The sequence below is a fragment of the Roseibium sp. genome (assembly GCF_039982295.1).
Taxonomy (GTDB): Bacteria; Pseudomonadota; Alphaproteobacteria; order Rhizobiales; family Stappiaceae; genus Roseibium.
Genome location: NZ_JBDWYP010000012.1, coordinates 1 through 20,278, shown reverse-complemented (window position 1 = coordinate 20,278; position 20,278 = coordinate 1). Strand labels below are relative to the sequence as shown.

Genomic DNA, 20,278 nt, shown 5'->3' with positions numbered 1-20,278 from the left:
CACCGGCTTCAAAATGTTGCCTTTAGGCCCGCAAACGCGGTGAAACCTTGCGTGTTGAAGCCGTAGACTTCCTCATAATCCTGATCGAGCAGGTTTTCGACTCGGCCGAACACCTGAAGATGATCGGTGACCTGATAGTCGGCGCCGGCATTGACCATGAAATAGTCGTTCAGCGTCACGCGCTGCGACCCCGTAGACGTGAACCGCTTGTCTTTCATCTGGCCATTGTAAATCGCATCGAGGAAAAACGTCCCGCGGTTTTCGTGAAACCCGTAGGTCAAACCGACAGACCCGGAATGCGGCGGACGGCGAACCTCTTCGGCGCCTGTGGGGTCCTGAGCATCCAGGTAGGTGTAGGACGCTCGGGCATAAAGGTTTTGGAGGATCTCAACGCCAAGCGAGACTTCAACGCCCTGCCTCTTGCTGGCGCCATCAAGATTGACGGGGGTTGATTCAAAACTCGGCAGGAACTGCGTCTGGATTTCGTCCTCAAGCCGTTCATTGAAATAGGTCACGTCGATCATCGCCCGGTCCTGCCAGAACCGCTGTTCGATCCCGACATCCCAGCCGAAATTCGTTTCCGGCTTAAGATCGGGATTTCCAATGAAACTGGAAGGAGTGAAACCGAATTGTTCAAAGAAGGTCGGATCGGTTGATCCGGTCCCAAGGGACGTGTGCAACCGGGTGCCGGATTGGGGAAACAGATAGGCACCGCTGATGCTGTAGGTCACCGTGTCCTTGAAGCTGTCATTGTGATCGTAGCGCAGCGCCCCCGTTACGAAGGCTCTGTCGAAAAACTCGCCGCGATACTCGGCGACCGTTCCAAACAGGTCCCGCTCCTGCTCTGCCGCCTGAGATGGGCTGGAAGGGTAGGCGTTCTGGTAGGTTTCCCGTTCCCACTCGACAGCGCCGGTCAGGCTGTGGGCGCTGTCCCAAAATTGTGGCACGTCGACTGCAAAAGTCCCCTGATAGCTCAGGTGGTAGCGTGTGCCATCATCGCCGTATTGCCCGTTAGTGTTGCGCCCGCGCGTTTCCAAATCGGCAAATTCTCCGCGGAATTTCTGGACGAAGCGGTCGTCGAACAACTCCCAGGTCAATCCGCCGCCGCCAAAGATATCGGTCGATTCCACTGTGCTGGGCGTGTCGATGACCAGCCCATAGGTTGATGAGCCCCAGGTGAACTCCTGATCGTCAGTGTCGGTGTCCCGGTCGGTCAGCCGCAAGGTGCCGTCGAAGAACAGGTCATCGGTGATGTCCCAGCGCGCCTTGCCGTTCAGCGTAACATTGCGGTCGCCATCCTTTTCCGATCCAAAGTCGGAGATGTTAAATCCTTCCGTGCCGTGGACCGGCCCGGACAAGGCAATATCGAAGGTCTCTCCGCCGCCCTGGACCAAGACATTTCCAAGCACGCTTTTGTCAGTTCCCACCTCGGACCGGCCGGTCACCTTGTAGCCGTTGCGCACACCGCCCTTGGTGATGATCTGGATGACACCTGCCGCGGCGTTCGATCCGTAGAGCGCGCTTTGCGGACCGCGGATCACTTCGATCCGCTCAATATCGGCCATCTGCAGGGTGCCGAAGTCATATTCACCACTTGAAGTGCCTGCCACCTCAACGCCGTCGATGAGAACGAGAACGTGGTTGGCTTCCGAGCCTCTGATCCTGATCTGCGTAAAGCCACCGAAGGAACCTGTACGCGATACGGCAACGCCGGGCATACGCCGAAGCGCATCGGCCACGTAGCGGACCTGGGACGTCTCCAGCTCCTCCGCTGTTAGAACCGTGCTGGCTCGGCCGACTTTTTCAGCCGCCACCGGGTTTCGGCCAGCTGTTACAACAACTTCTTCCAATTCGAAAATAACGCCATCGCCCTGTGCAAGGGCCGGAGACATGACAATTCCGGTTAGAACCGATGTGGAAAGAAGGAACTTTAAAAACGCCGTTTGTGAACAGCTGTTCTGGTTGGTCGACACAACACACCCCAACGTTTGCCCAGCTGCAATGTGCGCAAAGCCGGGCCATGCATGTATTTTTCGGCCGAAAAGGATGCAGGGTGTTGAGGCCGGAAAAGCATCACCACCCGGTCCTCTCGGCCCGAATTCGGGTGTCACCTCAACGGAAAGCCGCACCTTGACACGCCCCGTATCAAAGGTCGGGTGACCGACAAGTGGCAGGTCTCCTGGCTCACGGGTCACGGCAAGTGCTCACCTTCCCAACACCGGCTTGGCCAGCATCAGTGGTGTCTGGAGCACTCACTCTCCGTTAACAGTTGCGGGGGCAGCCACGGTTTTGGTCCCTGTTGGGTATGCCGCACCGTGTTCCCTATTCATCCGCAGTTTTGCGGAACCACTATCGTGACGGCAAAAAGACAGAATAGTCTTGTGCTGTCAACGATGACAGGAAGAAGCAGGCCAACGCCGCTTGAACATTCGAACAGTTGAGGGCACGGGTCCCCGTCAATATTCCCGGCCTTCCGCGTTTGTAGGCCAGTCATGATAAAGTCAGTCTATAGCCGCCCCAAAAAACCCATGTTTATTCCCGTCCAGCGCCACAACAGCGGGCCAATTCTAGAAGTCTGGAAAATCCAAGAACCGCTTGTGATTGATCGGGCCGGCGAATGCCACGTGACGCCGGCAGATGTCGCGGCCCGCATGGTCGATTATCTCGGCCGACCTGGCGCCTTCAACACGCTTGAACCGAACGCAGGCACGGGCGCGCTCGTATCTGCGTTGCTGGAAAAGGGCCATAGTCCGAATGAGATCTGCGCAGTGGAGCGCCACCATAAACTTGCCCGCACTGTTCGCCGCTTGGGTGTTGCCGTATTTGAGGAATGTTTCCTTGAATATGCGGAGCGCGTCAGGGGGGCGGGTTGAGGTTCCACGCTTCATCATGACCCCGGCTTTTTCCCAGGTGCGGAGGCACGTCAAAGCGGCCTTGTCCCTTCTCGGAGGCGCTGGTCACGGCGAGCTTGGCCTGTTCGTTGTCTTGGTGCCGGTTACGTTTGAGTATGAGGGTGCGGAGACGCTTGAAATGTTGCCAGAAGATACGGTCTCAACGTGTCGGGTGCGGACGAAAATCATTCGAATTGAAAGGGGGGCGGCTGAGGCGGACTCGCCGTGCAAGGTTGCGAATCTGGTATCAGAGATTCGCGGCGGCTCGCAGCCCAGAGCTTCCGATCAAATAGCTCCGCGCTGTAAACAAACAGCATCGGGCCATCTAATCTCCGGCACATCCCCCTCGTGAGTACGTGCCTGAGCGAAACGATGATATTTGAATAGGATTGAAATGTTTGATTTTTTTTCCTCTTTGTACGGCTGACAAATCTTTTTTCCGAGAGTCCAGCTTGAAAAACACTCTTGATCGATAAAAGTGTTAATTTCGGTTAACTAAAATTCGCTTGCGGAATTTCCTCTTTTGGGCATATTCCCGTTATGCATCTTTTTTTGCTTAAAAAGCGTTACTAACGCAGGTGGCTGTCTATGGACGTTATATCAGGGTCCGAAAGTACATTTGATGAAATGATCCTCGCACAAGGCGAGTTGATTTCAGACAAGTTGAATATTTTGCGTATGGAGCAGTTTCCTCCAAATGCAAAAAAGGGACTGCGCACATTCTCGCTCGCCGAAACCGCGTACTTTCTGGGTGTCACGCAGTCCAACATCAAAAAACTTCATTTGGCAGGCGAAGGTCCCACGCCGAGTACCTCATCATCTGGAAGGCGCTCTTACACCGCGGAGCAGATTCTTGAGCTTAGATCCTATTTGTCGATACGCGCCAAAGGCGGCCCAAAAAAGTACGACCCTAAGCGTGACGAAACGGAAGAATTGCAAATCATCTCTGTCGTGAATTTCAAAGGCGGAAGTGGAAAGACGACCACAGCCGCACACTTGGCACAGTATCTCGCTCTGACCGGTCATCGCGTGCTCGCGATAGATTTGGACCCTCAGGCTTCTTTGTCTGCACTTCACGGAATCCAGCCCGAGTTGGATGGCACCCAATCGCTCTACGAGTCCTTGCGCTACGACGAAGATCGCAAGAGCATTCGAGATGTCATCAGAACAACGAACTTTCCCAACCTCGATATCGTTCCTGCCAGCCTGGACTTGCAAGAATATGAGTACGACACACCAGTGGAGGCTGGTAAGCGGAACAATGAGGCCGGCCAGTTGTTTTTTCTGCGAATCTCGCAGGCCATTAAAGAAGTGGACGAAGACTATGATGTCGTCGTGATTGATTGTCCGCCTCAGCTTGGTTATCTCACACTCACCGCACTTACGGCTTCCACTTCGGTCCTTGTAACAGTTCATCCGCAAATGCTGGACATTCTGTCGATGAGCCAATTCCTGCTCATGCTCGGCAGTATTTTGGGAAGTATCAAGGACGCTGGCGCAAGCGTGAACCTCAAGTGGTTCCGCTATCTCGTTACGAGGTTTGAGCCACAAGACGGCCCTCAGATGCAGATGGTTGGTTTCCTGAGGGCACTGTTTCCCAAGTTGGTGCTGTCGCATGAAATGGTGAAGTCGACGGCAATTTCTGACGCCGGCATAACAAAGCAGACTGTATACGAGATCGAGCGAGCGCAGTTTAATCGCGTGACCTACGATAGGGCGGTTGCAGCTTTGAACGGTGTCAACGAAGAAATCCGAGAGTTGATCCATCAAGCGTGGGGACGAGCGTGAAGCTATTTGTCAGCCGTACAGCGCCGAAAATTCATCTTTGATATCAGAGCCCGGAAAATTCCAATGAGTAGAAAGCACTCTCTTTCAGATCTGGTGGGACTGGGTGGAGACGGTGAGGACAAAACTGTTCAAGAGAACCGTTCACGCGCAAACTATGTGAAGCGCGGAGCTTCAAGAGCAATGCAGAAGTCTCTTGGCGATATTGCCGACAACGCCAAGTTGGTCGCCGAAGGCGATGTGATTGTTTCACTGGATCCTCAGGATATAGATCCGTCGTTTTTTAGTGACCGGATTGATGAGGACGATCAGGAATTCGCAGAGCTTAAGAATGCCATCAAGCAAGATGGTTTTAACTCGAGTCCAATCTTGGTCAGGCCTCATCCGGAATTCAAAAACCGTTATATGATCGTGTTTGGTCATCGTCGCTGGAAGGTTGCAAAAGAGCTCGGCCTTAAGGTCCGTTCCGTGATCAAGTCGATAGAAGACATTGGACACGTAATTGCGCAGGGGCAGGAAAACAGTGCGCGCTCCAATCTGTCTTTCATAGAAAAATCCATGGCGGCAACCAAACTCGAAAGGATGGGGCAAAGTCGAGAGACCATCAAGGCTGCCTTGTCGATCGATGATGCTCTTTTGTCCCGGATGCTGTCGGTGACCACTACCATCGATGAGAAAGTCATTTACGCCGTTGGTGCTGCAAAAAAGGTGGGGCGCGATCGATGGGAGGAGATCAAACGGTTGCTCGCAAATCCAAGCGTCGCAGAAACGGCTCTGGAAACCATTCGCCAGCCTGAGTTTTGCGAGGCCACCTCTAACGACAGGTTCGAGCTACTACTCAAGGCTTTGAAGAACACAGGACGAACTGCGAAGAGCCGCAGTAAGGCCGCTGTGAAAAAGTCGAGTTGGACCTCTAAGGACAAGAGCCTTGAAGCTGCGATCCAACGTTCAAAATCAGGGTTTCAACTCAAGATAAACGCCGAAAACGCTGGTGAATTTGGTGACTATCTTGCGAAGAACCTTGATCGTCTCTTCGAGGATTTCAAATCGAGGAAGGAGAGCGATGAATAGGCCTTAAACGAAAGAACCCGCCAAGCGGCGGGCTCAAATCGAGATAAGCACAAGTGCATAAATCAGTTCCTAAGCAAGACTGACTTTAGAATCACTTGTGGCGCAAAGCAAGTTCTGTCTAACGGCAGGACACGGTTAATTGCGTCTTTTTGCTTATCTCACATCTGAAATTCCGATGCCCGGACACACAAGGTTGTTTCCGGCGATGGAGAAGTTATGTCTTCACCACATCAGATTGCGAGCTTTCGCAAGGTTTCTGCAGGGGTTCTTGCGAGCGCGCATTTGGCCGCCCAGGACGACAGACCTGCAGTTTTGAAGAAAGATGTTTCGCTGGTTCTCAAGCGCGTTGCGCCGGCGCTTGGCATCGACGGAACAGCCTACCACGTGCTCGATATCCTTTTGGGGCTCGTCCAGGGCGACGACTTCAAGGCGGGCCGGCGTCCGGTCGTGGCGATCTCTAACCAGCGTCTTGCAGACTACACCCGCAAGACCACGCGCACGGTTACACGCTGTCTGAAAAAACTCGTTGAGGCGGGGATCCTCGCTTACCGAGACAGTCCTACAGGGAGACGTTTCGTATATCGCGGCCGGGCAGGGGAGGCAGAGCAAGCCTATGGCCTGGATTTCACCCCGGCGTGTTTCAATCTGGAGGCCTTCAAGCAGCAGGCAGATGCCTTTCAGCGTCGTCTCAAAGCCGAGCAGGAAGCCAAACGCACAATCACGCGCTGTTCTCGCGCTGTAGTGGATATGGTCGCAGCCTTCGGTTCTGAGTTCGAAATTTTCCTGACGCGCATCAAAGTCCTCCATGAGGGGGTTGATGGAGACGTGTTCGAGCGAGCAGGTCGTATCGAGCAAATCTATCTGGATGCCGTTGCCGCTCAACAGGCTCTCAATGAAACAGAAATGTCATCCGCGGGTGACATTGATGTCAGCCCTATATCTATTACAACCCCAACAGTTTCTCTTAAACGTAATCAAAAACGGCCTTGCTCTAACGAGCAAGAAACTCAATTTACTCCTGACAACGGCTACGCCGTTGAAATGGCTCTTGAAAGGGAGCCTGGCGGAGCCGCCAGTCGAAAACAACCCCCAAAGCGCCAAACGGCAAAGGCTGCAGGAGCCAAATCCGGGGAAACAAACCTCGACGGTGTTTCAATTGGCCTCATCAAATCTGCATGCTCCAACGTCCAGGACGAACTGGGCCTGTCATTCTCAAACTGGGCAATGCTCTGCATTGCGGCTGATCAGTTGCGGATGCTGATCGGGCTAAGTCAAGCTGGATACCAGAATGCCGTCGAGCGGCAAGGCAGGTATCTCGCCGCCGCATGTCTGGCCGTCGTCGCAGAAAAAGCCCTCCGTGATCCCGAGCAAATTACATCCCCGGGTGGCTATTTCCGCGCAATGATCGACAGGGCCGCAGACGGTAAACTCAACCTACACAAGTCACTCCATGGGCTGGTCTCGTGAGGCGCGCCTTTTTGGCCTGGCGTGGGCTAGCGAACGCAGCGCGCTTGCCGCACATAATGCTTGCCGGAGTAACGGGGCCAGGCGCAGGCGTGTCCGGTTTCAACAAGCTTCAGCGCAATGTCCTGCCCGTCAACGAAGCATTGAGCTACAAAACCACCGTGTTGCACAAATCATCAGGCGTTTTTTTGGCAGGCTGGTCACGCAATTCGGCGAGCCCAAGGTCGTGGTAACCGACAAACTACGCGGCTACACAAAGCCGGTCCAGGCCCTTGCCCCGGATGCCGATCATCGCGCTCACAAGGGGTTGAACAACAGGATTGAGAATTCCCATCGCCCAACCCGCAAACGCGAGAAGATTATGGGCCGGTTCAAATCGCCCCGCCAAGCGCAGCGGTTTCTGCCTGCCCACGATCAGATCAACACGGTCTTCCGGCCGCGTCGATATACTCTGCCGGCCGCCTCATACCGGCGTGCAAGGGCTGATGCATTCGGCTTATGGAACGACTACACCGGCGAGATGAACGCCTGAAATCCGTCAAAAACACGGCACCTTGCGGGCTCAACAAAACAAGTTGGCAATCCCGATCCGACAATTACCCCTCGTGCAACTTCCTGCCAATCGACACCGTCTCGTTTGGCATCCACGAACAATTCATGGTCGATCAGACCCCAATCGGATTAGGTGCAACGGGATTGCAATCGTCCGCCTCGACATTACGTGCGAACGGCGGGTGAGCGGACTCTCTAGGGGCGTGTCGCAAAGTTTTTCGCGTTAACCCCGCCTTGAGGTTTGGCTGTTGAAAGGGCGCTCCTTCCCTAGCGGAAGTCGGGTTCGTGGACGCGTCAAGCTTAGGCCTCGCGACCCATATCTCGTTGAGAAATGTGGCGATTTCCACCCATATCTGCTCGCGCGGAGAGACGAAATCTGCTATAAAAACATAAGATTTTGCGAGTGTTTCAATGAAAATCTCACGGGACGAACCGGATCTGTTTACCCAGTTTCTGGTAGTCTGCAAGGAAGCGGGATTTCTGACCGATCAGGAGTGTGACGCCCTGGATGATGAGTATGTCGAAGCCAAACGGCGTCATGCCGCCTGATGACCGGTCTTTTATAAATGTGTTATGATAAGAGGGATTTGTTGTGACAGAGCGAAGTGGAAACATGCAGCGAATTTCACGATTTGCCTCCGACCGTCCTGAAGACGTCGCGTGGCGTGTCGAGCAAGGAGAGGTTGACGGTGCAATCGAAGGCATCGAAACCTCGCCAGAACTCGAAGAATTTGTGACGACTATGGATGCGGAAGGTGTATCTCCAGAAGATCAAATTGAGCGGATTATTTTATTCGCGAAAACCCGACATCTTCAAGCCGCCGAATGATGTGCAGGGCTAGATATTTATTTTGAGCGCCGGGAACGGCGCTTTTCTTTTGAGAAATTGAATGAGCCAACTTCGCGACAAGGCCGAACGCGAGATCTATGAGCGCGTCATGTATCGGGGGGATGAACCGCGCGTTCCGGTCAACAAGCTTGGTCTGCGTACATGGAAAGAGTTGGAAGAAGTCGAAAACAAGATCGCTACCCGACGGCTAAAAGCTGGTATTCCCGATAGAGCCAGGCAGCTCACCTACGATGGCCTGAAAGCCCTTCATCATCACCTGTTCCAGGATGTTTACAGCTGGGCAGGTCAGGAACGGGCATACACCACAGGCCGGAATGCAGGCGTTCCTTTCGCGACGCCGGAAAACATCCGCTCCTATCTTGAGGCGGAATTCAAGAAGTTCGAGGCCGCCAATCAGTTTAAGGGTCTGGCACCGGGTCAGTTTGCTGAGAAGGTTGCTCATTTCTTAAACGAGATCAACGCGGCTCATCCCTTCATTGAAGGCAATGGCCGCGTGCAGCGTGTTTTTCTGCGCCTGATCTCGGAAAACGCCGGTTACGAAATCAGTCTGAAGGCTTCCGACAAAGAGCTATGGAATGAAGCCTCCCGCATCGGGTTTCTGTCCAGCGACAAACCCATGGCTGAATTAATCGAGGCAAGATTGTCGCCTCTCCGGTCTCTTGAACATGCCAAAACGGCCGGCATGGATGTTCTCGCACCTTCAGCGACCCTGAGCCCGGAGGTTTCCCGTCAGGAGCTTCAGGATCGGCTTGCCGCTTCCAAGGCGGTACAGATCTCGACCGCCAAGCTTGAGAAACAGGTCGGCATCGTCTTCTCCAACCCCAAGCCTGTTCTGGCTGCGATCAGGGAGGTTGCCGAGACTGGCAAGCTCGACGATCTGTCTATTGTCGGGGAATTGTCGCAGATTATCGGGCTTGCAGGTAAGAGTGGGGTGCTCGTTGCGCGCCAGGATCGTCTTTCCCGGCAGAATGCCATCGAAGGCCAGCGCGGCCTTCGCTCGCTTGTGGGGACGCACATCAACGTGGTGCACGGGATCCGCAAGACGATCGCTCAGGAACGCCAGGCCGTTGTCGACAAGGCGCGGGTTGAGGTAAGTGCGCCAAGCCAATCGCTGACACAAGCCATTCAGGAATCCAGACCGCTGAGCGAGGCGCATAAGTCCGAACTGCGGAAGGTGATGACCACGCTGGAAGAACGCTTCGGCTCGGACCTGGGGGAAATACGCGCGGGCGTAACGCCAGAGAGGCTTGAGGAACTCTCCCGAAAACATGGCCTTGATCCGAAGCAGGTGGAACGGGTGGAGAGCACTTTGAAGGTGCTGGACAAAGGTCAAATCCGCGTTCGTCAGGAAGCCCGAAAGCTGGAACAGGCGAAGGCGGCCGAGCAGGGCAGGGGCGGGCCGGTTCGCTAGTCAAGCGGCCCATATTGCGGCACAGGGTAACGGATGACCGCCAGACCTACGGTGTTCACGACATGGATGCTCTGCGTACCGCAGCGTTTCCTCAAAAAAAAACCGCTGATGAACAGCGGGTTGTTTGCCTAACAGACAGGCAAAGTAGGGATATGCAACTAGATCGTCTTGGAGACGAGCCACCCAGGCTGCACACTTGGGCGACGGTATCTCAGTAGCTTCTACGCAGAGTTGGCTGGGTGTTATTCAGGACTCTCATTCCTTAAATCTGGAATTTGCGACTTTCGCGGTCATGTCGTTCCGTCTGAAGAACATTGCTCTGCCGCATCTGAGCGGTTTGCTTCCGCTGGTGAAGATGATCTGCTCGTCGGATCGCATCTGGAGAATTTCATGTGGCTGGATGAGGGGCCGCTGAGAGAGCTGCCTGGAGCGGTTGCGCGTTAGGCTTCCGGCGCGTGAGGACCGACTGACCTGTTCGACCTCGACGGTTGTCATGCCGCATCGCTCGGAGATGTAACGCGCGGTGTCGGTATCGTTGATTGCGGCGAACGAGACCCAGGAGGCGGATTCGAACCATTTGGATGTTGCGTCCCGGCCACCGAACGCCTCGCGCATCTGTCCGAGCGACTGGAAGAGCATGAGAAGCGAGATACGGTATTTCCGGCCGGCGTCGCGTGCCGTTTCGATGATGCGCATGTAGCCGAGGCGGGCAGCTTCATCGAGCATGAAGAGAACCCGGCCCTTGATGTCACCGTCGCGATTGTAGACGGCTTTCAGGAAGGCGCCGATGATCACGCGCGCCATGCCTGGGTGGTTTTCCAGGGTGGATAGATCGATGTTGAGAAAGATCGTCGTGTGTCCGTTGGCGATGATATCGGTCTTGAATGTGTTGCCGGAGACGAGGGCGGCATAGTTCTCGTAAGAGAGCCAATGTGTTTCCTTGGCGGCGGTGGCATATACGCCGGAAAAGGTCTGAGGCGTCATGTTGATGAACGGGCCGACGAGCTCTTTCACGAACTCGTTCGGTGCCGTGTCGTGGATATCGGCCAGGAATTCTTTCAGGTTCTCTTCCGGCTTGGTGAGAATGCTGCGCACGGCACGCAGCGATCTTTGTCTGGAACTGTTTTTAGAATCGGAAAAGACGATGTGGGCGATCACGCTGGTGATGAGCTGTTCTGCGCTGGTGCGGAAGAAGTCGTCGGCACCGGATGCGAGGCGCGGCTTTTCTGACATGAGCCAGGCCGCGACCGTCGCAATATCCTCTTCGATCGACGTTCCGAACTGGCCGATCCAATCGAGGACGTTAAATCCAATCTCCGGGTGTTTGGGATCCAGGCAATAAATGTCCTGATCGAGAGATTGGCGGCTGTGGCTCACCATTGGCGCAATCTCGGTTGACGGATCAAGAACAACCATGGAGCCGGGATATGTGAGGCAGGTGGGAATGACGACGGAGGTGGTCTTGTATCCGCCCGATCCGGCAAAGACGATGCCATGGGTGGATCCAAAGCCTTGATCGAAGGCCATGAGGGGAGCCTTTCCGCCCTTGCCCCAGGTCTCGTTGTGCCGGGGATCGAAATTGACTTGCGCCACGGTGTCCTTATCGACGCGGTAGCGCTCTCCTATGATGATGCCGGCCTGTTCGGGAAAAATCCTTGCGGCGGTGGCATTGTCCATCCAGTCACTTTCGCCATGGATGGCTCTGCGACCGGACACCCGTTTTGGCTGGTTGAGGCCGAAGGCGCTGTTGCCATTCATGCCAACCTTTAGCCCGAAGAGTGCGACCAGGAATGCACTTGTGGCTCCGGCGAGGGAATGGATATCTGTATAGTTCTGGATGGTTCCAGGTTGCACCTGGGCAACGAACGAGTTGAGGCGGAGCAGTTCATGAAGCGCTCCGACGGCAAAGACCATGAGGCCGCCGAAGAGAACGCCGAAGCCTGCCCATTTGACATCGAGACTTCCGCGTACGGAGAAGAGAACGATTAGACCGAGGCCTGCGGAGCAGAGGAAGGGAAGGGCAAGGCCGATCCTGCCGAGGGTGATGTAGGCTTTCTGGTTGGTGGCAAAGGCGGCCAGTTTTGTCTCAATCCCTGTCAGTCCCCATAGGCTTGTGAGCATGAGGGCTATTGGGATCACCATGAAGATTGCTCTCTTGGGTGTCATCGTTGAATGCGGCCTTTCCGATCGCGCGCCATCTGTCGCGCTCGTTCCTATCGCCAAGCCGTTTCGCAGCCTCGGTGAGGATGCCGAGAAGGATGGCCTTGTCGGTTTCTCGAAGTCCGGCTTTGACGATGAGGCCGCCGAGCTGGATCTTCTGTCTTGCGTCTTTCTTGCGGTCCATGAGGCGGTTGCGCTTTATCCGGTTTTCGAGAGTTCGGAATTGCCCCTCAATTCTGCGGAGCTGGAGTGTTAGTTTGTGGAGGGGGCGAGTTTTGAAATCGGGCTGCGACTTCGCTCAAGGCTTTGGAGAGTTCAGCTTCGTCGATATGGAGATCGGCGAGTCCGCTCTCCATGACGAGTTTCGCGACGCGCTCGGACTGCTTCTTGAGGACTTCTTTTTTGCGCTGATGCAGCTTTGCGATCTGTGCTTCGATGTCATGGATCTGTTCGGACGCGGATTTGGAATTGCGGGGAGCCATCAGGTTTTCCTTTTTCCGGGACGGGAGTGTTCGATAGGTGGGGCGCGCTGATAGCGTGTCGTTGAAAGCAAGTCGAGATTGGTTGTGAAACTTGTCGTGGATACAACTGAGGCGGAGTTTGGCCATAGGAAAGGGAGTTGCCCATCGGCGCGTGGAAGCGTTCATTGAAGATCCGGTTTTCCAGCCCGAAGGGCCGGAGTTCGGTTTTAAGGAAAAGCGGACGGAGCAGGCGGAGGCTTGAACGCGCTGGTCATGAAGCGCTGAAGAGAAAGCCGTAGCCTGTGGTAAACCGGGTCTGGGCTTTTGAGCATTTTTTCTTTGGAAGTTTCAGCTTGAGAAGTTGTGCTTTGCAAGGTTTGTATTGAGTATTGGTCTTGCGCCCCGTCGCTGAGGGCGACGGCTCATTGGAGGGCCTGCCAAATGCAGGATTTCTATGCGCACTTATAGGATTGTGATCACAATCCTTGCGTGCTATCGAGCACAGCCCGTCGCAATTACCATCCTCGCCGCCTTCAGCAACTCCCTTCTTCCATGTCGATCTACCACTTTAGCGCTCAGGTGATCTCGCGCAGCCAATGCCGTTCGGCAGTGGCAGCAAGCGCCTATCGGCATCGCACGCAGATGACGGTGTCGAATGAGATGGACCACAGGAAGTTCGACTATTCGGATCGGGACACGGATTTGGTTCACGAGGAACTTGCGCTGCCCGACCAACCACCGGAATGGTTCCGAGCATTGACCGATGGTCGCAGCGTTGCCGGTTCCAGCGAGGCGCTTTGGAATGCGGTTGAAGCGCATGAGACGCGGGCGAATGGGCAGCTTGCCCGGGAAATTGTCATTGCATTGCCGAGCGAATTGAGCCGGACTGAGAATATTGCTCTGATGCAGGGCTATATCCGCGAAGCCTTCACGTCGCGGGGCATGATTGCGGATTGGGTCTATCACGACAAAGAGAACAATCCGCACGTCCATATCATGCTGACGTTGGCGCCGATGACGGAGAAAGGGTTCGGTTCCAAATGGGAACCGGTTTTGGACGAGCGCGGCAATCCAGTTCGAGCGGGCGGTCAGAGTAACGGCAAGATCCAGTATCGCGCCTGGGCGGGTGACAAGCAGACGCTGAAGGCGTGGCGGGAGCTTTGGGCATGTCATGCGAACAAGAGCCTGGAGCTTGCCGGTCATGATGCGCGGATTGATCATCGCAGCTATGCGGCTCAGGGGATTGATCTTCAACCGACGACGAAAATCGGTGTTCAGGCACGCAACATTGAAAGGAAGGCGAAGGCGCGGGGGCGGGAGATCGATCTTGAGCGCATGGAGTGGCACGCGGCTGCGTGCCGGGAAAATGTCACACGGATCACGCGCCGTCCGGAAATCGTCATCGATGCGGTTACGCGTGAGAAGAGCGTGTTCGATGAGCGGGATATTGCAAAATACCTTCATCGGTATGTGGACGATCCGGGACAGTTCCAGGACTTGCTTGCGCGCGTTTTGACGTCTGCGGATGTGGTGAAGCTTGCGGTCGAAGTGATTGATCCGGTCACGGGTGAACAGGTGCCTGCAAAGTTTACCAGCCGGGAGATGTTGCGGCTTGAGGCTGAGATGGGGCGCCGTGCAGATGACCTTGTGTCGGCAACCTCGCATGGTGTTGATGTGCGCTCACGCGCCGAGATCCTTTCCAGGGTCCAGCAGCTTTCTGATGAGCAGCGCGTTGCGATTGAGCGGATCACGGGTGGGGAGCGGATGGCGTCGGTCGTTGGTCGGGCTGGGGCAGGCAAGACCACGATGATGAAAGCTTCGCGTGAGGTTTGGGAGGCAGATGGCTATCGGGTTGTCGGTAGCGCGCTTGCGGGCAAGGCGGCTGAAGGGTTGGAAAAGGAGGCCGGGATCGCATCGCGCACCTTGGCGTCCTGGCAGTTGTCATGGAGCAGAGGCGAGGAGCTTCCCGATAGAAAGACCGTCTTTGTGATCGATGAGGCGGGTATGGTCGACAGTCGTCAGATGAGCGTCTTTGTGGAGACGATTGCGAAGACCGGCGGCAAGTTGGTTTTGATTGGGGATGCGGAGCAGCTTCAGCCGATTGAAGCTGGGGCCGCGTTCCGGTCGCTGACCGGCCGGACCGGTTATGCCGAGCTTGGCACGATCTACCGGCAGCGGGATGAGTGGATGCGCGAAGCGTCCATGGATCTTGCGCGTGGAGAAGTCGCCAAAGCGCTCGATGCTTATCAGGCGCACGGTCATGTTGTTGGCTTGCCGCTCAAGGATCAGGTTTTTGGTGCCATGATCGAGGACTGGTCAGCCGACTATGACCCGTCGAAGTCAATGTTGATGCTGGCGCATTTGCGCAAAGATGTGCATCGGCTGAACCGGATGGCGCGGCAAGTTCTGATCGAGCGCGGAGTGATTGGTGCTGGCGACAAATTCCGCACCGAGGAGGGCGAGCGGTTTTTTGCAGCTGGCGATCAGATCGTGTTTTTGAAGAACGATCGGGACCTGAACGTCAAGAACGGCATGTTGGCCCGTGTCGTTGAAGCGGGCGAGGGGCGCTTCGTTGCCGAGATCGGCGAGCCGGGTTCGGATCAGGCGCGTCGCGTGGAGGTCGATCAGAAGACCTATCGCAATGTTGATCATGGCTATGCGACGACGATCCACAAATCGCAAGGAGCGACGGTCGATCGTGTGAAGGTTTTGGCCACGCGCACCTTGGACCGACATCTTGCCTATGTGGCGATGACCCGGCACCGGAGCGATATGAAGCTCTATGCGTCGCAGGAGGAATTCCGCGATCGCCGTTCCGGTGAACTCGTTGCGCATGGAAAAGCGCCGTTTGAAAACAAGGTGACCAACAGAGACAGCTATTTTGTAACGCTCCAGAACTCGAAAGGTGAGCATCACACGACCTGGGGCGTGGACTTGGAGCGAGCGTTGAGCGAAGCCGGTTGCCAGCCTGGAGACAAGATTGGCCTTCATCATGTTGGCAAGGTGGCACTCCAGCTGTCGAACGGCCAGCAAGCGCACCGCAATGAGTGGAAGGTGAACACCTCCGCAGAGCTGCTATCGGGCCAGTTGAAGTTCTTCTTGTCGCGCTCCGGAGCGAAGGAAACAACGCTCGACTACGCGAGCTCGGAGCTTTACGCGCAGGCGTTCGCCTATGCCAACAACCGTGGCCTCTATGGGCTTCGGGTCGCCAAGGCGATGATCCAGAACCAACGCCGTTGGTTTGTTGAGCAGAGGGCGAAGCTCGCGATCCTCGGGGAACGGCTTGCCGCGCTCGGCGCAAAGCTCGGCATGGGGTCACGCGGCCTTGCCACATCTGCGAATACGGTCCAAACCGACGCGCGCGAATATGTCGCCCCGCCGCAACCCTGGATCAGGGGCGTGCAGGCTTGGCCGATGCCGGTCAAACAAGCTGTGGAGGCCAAGTTGCAGTCGGAAGCATCCCTTACCCCACAATGGGAAGCGCTTGAGAATCGCGTCTCGTATATCTACCGGCTGCCGGAAAAAGCCATGCGCGCGATGCGGCTTGACGATCTGGTGAAGAATGGCGAGGCCGCTCATGCGGTAGATCGCGATCGGCTGCTTCAGGATTTGACCACCAACCCGGAGCAGTTCGGGGAGCTTAAAGGCAAGACCGGTTTGCTCGCCGGTGCGCAAGCCAAACAGGAGCGGAATACGGCCCTGAAGAACGTGAACGGTCTTATCCGGAACATTAATTCCTATGTCACGCTTCGTGCCGAGATCGCAGACCTGCGCACTGTGGAGTTGGAACGCGAGCGCGATCTGTCGCGCGTCGATGTGCCGACGCTGTCGCCAGCGGCCGAAACGGTTCTGACGCGGATCCGCGATGCCATCGACCGCAACGACCTGAATGCAGGTTTGTCCTTCCTTCTGGCGGACAGACACGTGGAGGCCGAGCTCGGTGAAGTCGCCGCGAAGCTGGACCAGCGATTTGGAGAGCGGGCCTTTATGGCCGGCATCAAGCCGGAGGGGCCTGCTTTCGAAAAAGCGGCCGTTCGGGTTGCCAGCGAAGACAAAGCCAAGCTTGCGGAGGCTTGGCCGAAGTTCAACGCGATCCAGAAGATCGCTGCGAACAAGCGTTCCCTGGAACAAGTCCAAGCACGCGCCTTGAAGAAAGATCGGTCCAAGGATCAAGGCATGGTTCGGTGATCACGGCGGTCAGACATAAGAGCCGGCGAGCGGCTCTTGTGATCTTGTTGCTTGCAGCCGTGACGGTCGCCTGCATTGGTGCCGCCGGCGTTCTCGGCGGTTACCGGATCAATACCACACCGAGTTTTGCGCTCGGGCTATGGCGGATCGATGCGTTGACCCGTGACGTCCGGGTAGGGGACACCGTTTTTATTTGCCCGCCGGCACATTTGCCGGCAATCAAACTGGCGCGTGAGCGGCTCTATCTTCCTGCCGGCTTGTGTGAGGGCGGCATCGCGCCGCTCATCAAGACAGTTGCGGCTTTGCCGGGACAGACGGTTAGCACAAAAGAGGGCCTTGCTGTCATAGACAGCATTCGCCTCAGCCATTCGACCGTTCATAAAAGGGATGGGCAAGGCCGCGTTTTGCCCGGATATGGCGGGGGCCGCATAGCTTCCGGCATGGTCTACGTCCATTCCGACTATGTGGCTTCTTATGACTCCCGATATTTTGGGCCGATCCCGGCAAGCGGCATTCTTGGCCTGGCGCGAGAGGTATTCACCTTCCAGCCTTAGATTTGCGGGCGGCCTGTTTTGCATTCTGGGCGGCGCTTTAACCGGCACGATCGGCTGGTTCGGCCATGTGCTTCTGTTGCCGGCCGGAATGCTGTTTCCGGTGTTCTGGGCCTATGCTCCGTCCCGAGCTGTGGCGGCGCTGGTGGCGGCCGCGCATTTCCTGGGAGCTTCCCGGGGCTTGCCGCAGGGAGCCTCCATATTCTTTGGCTCTCAATATGTCATCGGGCTTGGGCTGTGGTTTGCGGCAGCGCTCGTCTTTGTGACGGTTTATTCGCTCCTTTGGACCAAGGTTGCCGGAGGGCCGCGTATGCTGCGCTATCTGATCGCAAGCATTCTGATGAGCCTTCCACCCTTCGGCATCATGGGGTGGGCCAACCCGATCACGGCAGCCGGCGTATTGTTTCCAGGATGGGGTTGGTTCGGGCTGGCAGCGACCGCGATCCTGTTGCTCATGATGACCACAAGCCTTTGGCGGATCGCGGCTCCGATCATTGCCGGATTTGCAGCCTGGTCCGCCGCATCCTGGACAGGTCCGAAGTTAGCTGAAGGATGGACTGGCATCAATACCACGTTCCAATATGAGAGGGCTGGCGAACACGCTGGCTATGAGCAGCAACGGGAAACCATTGCCATGGTCCGAGAAGCCGCCAGGCTGGGGACCAAGGTTGCGGTTCTGCCGGAAGGTGCTCTGGGGCTATGGACCATAACTACAGAACGGTTCTGGACGGATGCCCTGTCTGATTTACAGATGAGGGTGATCGGGGGAGCGACGGCGATTCAACAAGTTGGCTACGATACGGTCGTTGTGGAGATCTCTGGGCAGGGAGCGCGGACCCTCTACCGCGAGCGCATGCCAGTACCGGTCTCCATGTGGCAACCCTGGCGGCGTCTTGTGGGTGATGGTGGTGGTGCCAACGCCTACATCTTTGCAAATCCAGTTGTCGAGGTTGCAGGCATCCGCGTTGCCCCTCTGATCTGCTACGAACAGCTGCTTATTTGGCCCATCTTGCAATCCATGGCGATGAACGCCGAGATCATTATTGGTCCGGCCAACGGTTGGTGGACGGGTGAAAGCAACATCACCGCCATTCAACGCGCTAGCGTCACAGCCTGGGCAAAGCTGTTCGATGTTCCGCTGGTGACAGCATTCAACGAGTGATCCCATGATTGAAGCAGCTCTGATAAAGCAGTGTGCCGTCCCCTCCCTGAAACCAGCTATCGTTGAAGAGTTCCTCGCGGCAGCAGGATCGGATGATCCGTTGAACGTGACCGTTCGGGCCGGATCAAAGACGTTTCTGGTGCCGAAGGCCAAGTCGCCGGAAGAAGCCATAGAGCTGGTTCACGACTATCTCGGCAAAGCCGTTGTTCGCGTCGGCCTCACGCAATACCTGCTTGGCATGGATATCACTGACAAGTCCCAAGTCACTGCGGGTGTGTTTGATCCGTGCAACAATATCAAGATTGGGACTGCACAGTTTTCCCGCGTCTACAGGATCGTTACGCAATGGTATGGCTCGTCGGTCCCGCTCGCATTGGAAGATGCCATCAAGGCGTACCAGACCGGGTATTTCGAAGGTGAATACGTGTTCTCGGTAAAAGACCCAAGACAGAGCGTTGAATTGTCAGCTCCGGACCCGGCCGCCCGACAGGAGGGCGTGCCAGTACCAAAGGCCATCGGCGCAAAATCTGAGCCCAGGAACGAGCGCCGGCAACAGCTATGGTCACAGCACCCAAACAAGGCCGATATTGGTGTCGATCTGTCCGTGATTGGAGACTATAATCGGGAATGAGCCGCCATATTGTCACTGCGCTTTATCTTTGCGCTCCGACATACGAACCGCAGCAATTGCGCGTTTGGGATGGTGCCTATATACGTGTGTGATCCAAGTTGAAATTATGATACGATGCAGCCTCCATTTGATTCGGGGGCGCAATGGCAAAGTCGGTTAGCGTGGTCGTAAACCAAGAGGATGATGAGCGGGTCATCCAGCAGTTGGCCGCATGCCTTAGGGCGAATGATCGTTACACAACTCAGTTGCGCGACTTTGCCGACGCATTGGAAGACGGACCTAAGGTGGCCGGACTACAGTTCCAACCTAAGCCGGGGCAAATCCTCGTTTGTCATTTTGGGTTAGGTTTTCAAAGGCCAGAAATGGTGAAGACAAGACCTGTCATGGTGATTTCGCCAAAGGTCAATCCATGGACCCGATTGTGTGTTGTGATTCCAATCAGTAGCAAGGCTCCGAACCCCGTTGAGGGTCATCATTATAGATTGCCTGATGGAATTGTTCCAGGCGGCAGATACGAGGAATCTTGGTTGAAGGGAGACACCCTAATGGCGGTTGGGAGCCATCGGCTGGATCGATTGAAAATTGGGTTTCGCCAGTATGTCGCGCCTTGTGCCCCAACTGAGGTCTTGAAAGAAGCTCGCCGCTGTATTTTACACGCAACGGGCATGCATTCATTGACTGTTCATTGGTAAGCGCCTATTTTAGTCGAGTTACCGCTTAAGCGGATTGTAAGACCACTGGAAACGGTGGCAGGTCAATGCGAGGACCATAACAAGTCTGTATTGGCCTTAGATCAAAGCCCCGCTCCGGCGGGGTTTTGTATTTATAAGACCTATTCAGGGTCCTCCAATAATAGAGTCATCTGCGTTCCCTTTTTGGGGAAGGCCCGGTCAAGTAGTGACTTAAACCCCTCCCAAGTCGCGGATGCACGCATAAGTCCGATCACAGCGTGTAAGTGCTGAGTTATTGTCAAATCTGGTGTCCAGGCGATTTTCATGCAGCGGCTTGATCCTGGTTTGATGGCTTGATGCCGTTGATGAAGTCGACGCCTTGAATCACGTCTGCGAGATGATGGAAGCCGCGCAGTTTACGCCAGCTTTT

Annotated in this window: 16 protein-coding genes, 1 pseudogene and 1 riboswitch; of the genes and pseudogenes, 13 read left to right on the top strand and 4 right to left on the bottom strand. The window is 55.7% G+C overall.

Annotated elements, in window-relative coordinates; all coding sequences use genetic code 11:
* Positions 1 to 8: 8 nt before the first annotated feature.
* On the bottom strand, positions 9 to 1,892 hold the full coding sequence (locus ABJZ52_RS02170; RefSeq protein WP_348184834.1) for a TonB-dependent receptor: 1,884 nt from the start codon (positions 1,890 to 1,892) through the stop codon (positions 9 to 11).
* A gap of 259 nt (positions 1,893 to 2,151) precedes the next feature.
* A riboswitch (cobalamin riboswitch) is annotated at positions 2,152 to 2,366 on the bottom strand.
* A gap of 231 nt (positions 2,367 to 2,597) precedes the next feature.
* On the opposite strand from ABJZ52_RS02170, the gene ABJZ52_RS02165 reads away from it, so the two are divergent.
* The 8 genes and pseudogenes from ABJZ52_RS02165 to ABJZ52_RS02130 all read left to right on the top strand — a co-directional run bounded on the left by ABJZ52_RS02165 (position 2,598) and on the right by ABJZ52_RS02130 (position 10,024).
* On the top strand, positions 2,598 to 2,873 hold the full coding sequence (locus ABJZ52_RS02165; RefSeq protein ID WP_348184836.1) for a hypothetical protein: 276 nt from the start codon (positions 2,598 to 2,600) through the stop codon (positions 2,871 to 2,873).
* 606 nt (positions 2,874 to 3,479) lie between these two features.
* Positions 3,480 to 4,679 (top strand): plasmid partitioning protein RepA, encoded by a 1,200-nt coding sequence (gene repA, locus ABJZ52_RS02160; RefSeq protein ID WP_348184838.1) that lies wholly within the window; start codon positions 3,480 to 3,482, stop codon positions 4,677 to 4,679.
* A 63-nt stretch (positions 4,680 to 4,742) separates the two neighbouring features.
* A complete protein-coding gene (repB, locus tag ABJZ52_RS02155) occupies positions 4,743 to 5,747 on the top strand; it encodes a plasmid partitioning protein RepB (RefSeq protein ID WP_348184842.1) in 1,005 nt (334 codons plus the stop codon).
* Positions 5,748 to 5,963: 216 nt separating this feature from the next.
* Positions 5,964 to 7,214 (top strand): plasmid replication protein RepC, encoded by a 1,251-nt coding sequence (gene repC / locus ABJZ52_RS02150; protein ID WP_348199840.1) that lies wholly within the window; start codon positions 5,964 to 5,966, stop codon positions 7,212 to 7,214.
* 139 nt (positions 7,215 to 7,353) lie between these two features.
* Positions 7,354 to 7,743, top strand: a pseudogene (locus ABJZ52_RS02145) (DDE-type integrase/transposase/recombinase); the annotation flags it as partial.
* Positions 7,744 to 8,174: 431 nt separating this feature from the next.
* Positions 8,175 to 8,312 carry a hypothetical protein gene (locus ABJZ52_RS02140; RefSeq protein ID WP_348185834.1) on the top strand — a complete coding sequence of 46 codons (138 nt, stop codon included), beginning with the start codon at positions 8,175 to 8,177 and terminating at the stop codon, positions 8,310 to 8,312.
* A 64-nt stretch (positions 8,313 to 8,376) separates the two neighbouring features.
* A complete protein-coding gene (locus ABJZ52_RS02135; protein WP_348185831.1) occupies positions 8,377 to 8,592 on the top strand; it encodes a hypothetical protein in 216 nt (71 codons plus the stop codon).
* Between the two features lie 61 nt (positions 8,593 to 8,653).
* Positions 8,654 to 10,024, top strand: coding sequence for a Fic family protein (locus ABJZ52_RS02130; protein ID WP_348185828.1), 1,371 nt, complete (start codon positions 8,654 to 8,656; stop codon positions 10,022 to 10,024).
* Positions 10,025 to 10,279: 255 nt separating this feature from the next.
* On the opposite strand, the gene traG is transcribed toward ABJZ52_RS02130, so the two are convergent.
* From traG to ABJZ52_RS02115, 3 genes are read right to left on the bottom strand one after another with little or no spacing between them, the layout of a single operon-like run.
* Positions 10,280 to 12,166, bottom strand: a complete 1,887-nt coding sequence (gene traG, locus ABJZ52_RS02125; RefSeq protein ID WP_348185826.1) for a Ti-type conjugative transfer system protein TraG — start codon at positions 12,164 to 12,166, stop codon at positions 10,280 to 10,282.
* Positions 12,111 to 12,368 carry a conjugal transfer protein TraD gene (locus ABJZ52_RS02120; RefSeq protein ID WP_348185823.1) on the bottom strand — a complete coding sequence of 86 codons (258 nt, stop codon included), beginning with the start codon at positions 12,366 to 12,368 and terminating at the stop codon, positions 12,111 to 12,113. Before ABJZ52_RS02120 ends, traG begins: the two co-directional genes overlap by 56 nt.
* A 46-nt stretch (positions 12,369 to 12,414) precedes the next feature.
* Positions 12,415 to 12,666 (bottom strand): TraC family protein, encoded by a 252-nt coding sequence (locus ABJZ52_RS02115; RefSeq protein ID WP_348312130.1) that lies wholly within the window; start codon positions 12,664 to 12,666, stop codon positions 12,415 to 12,417.
* A gap of 531 nt (positions 12,667 to 13,197) precedes the next feature.
* Between ABJZ52_RS02115 and traA the strand changes: the two genes are divergently transcribed.
* From traA to ABJZ52_RS02090, 5 genes are all read left to right on the top strand, one after another.
* Positions 13,198 to 16,833: a Ti-type conjugative transfer relaxase TraA gene (gene traA / locus ABJZ52_RS02110; RefSeq protein WP_348185821.1), complete on the top strand. Its 3,636-nt coding sequence runs from the start codon at positions 13,198 to 13,200 to the stop codon at positions 16,831 to 16,833.
* Between the two features lie 38 nt (positions 16,834 to 16,871).
* Positions 16,872 to 17,387, top strand: coding sequence for a conjugative transfer signal peptidase TraF (traF, locus tag ABJZ52_RS02105; protein WP_348185818.1), 516 nt, complete (start codon positions 16,872 to 16,874; stop codon positions 17,385 to 17,387).
* Positions 17,350 to 18,546, top strand: a complete 1,197-nt coding sequence (locus tag ABJZ52_RS02100) for a conjugal transfer protein TraB (protein ID WP_348185816.1) — start codon at positions 17,350 to 17,352, stop codon at positions 18,544 to 18,546. Before traF ends, ABJZ52_RS02100 begins: the two co-directional genes overlap by 38 nt.
* A gap of 4 nt (positions 18,547 to 18,550) precedes the next feature.
* The gene (locus tag ABJZ52_RS02095) at positions 18,551 to 19,177 is read left to right on the top strand and encodes a conjugal transfer protein TraH (RefSeq protein ID WP_348185814.1); all 627 of its coding nucleotides are present in this window, start codon (positions 18,551 to 18,553) and stop codon (positions 19,175 to 19,177) included.
* A gap of 143 nt (positions 19,178 to 19,320) precedes the next feature.
* Complete coding sequence (locus ABJZ52_RS02090) at positions 19,321 to 19,869, top strand: type II toxin-antitoxin system PemK/MazF family toxin (RefSeq protein WP_348185812.1); 549 nt, start codon at positions 19,321 to 19,323, stop codon at positions 19,867 to 19,869.
* Positions 19,870 to 20,278 lie beyond the last annotated feature (409 nt).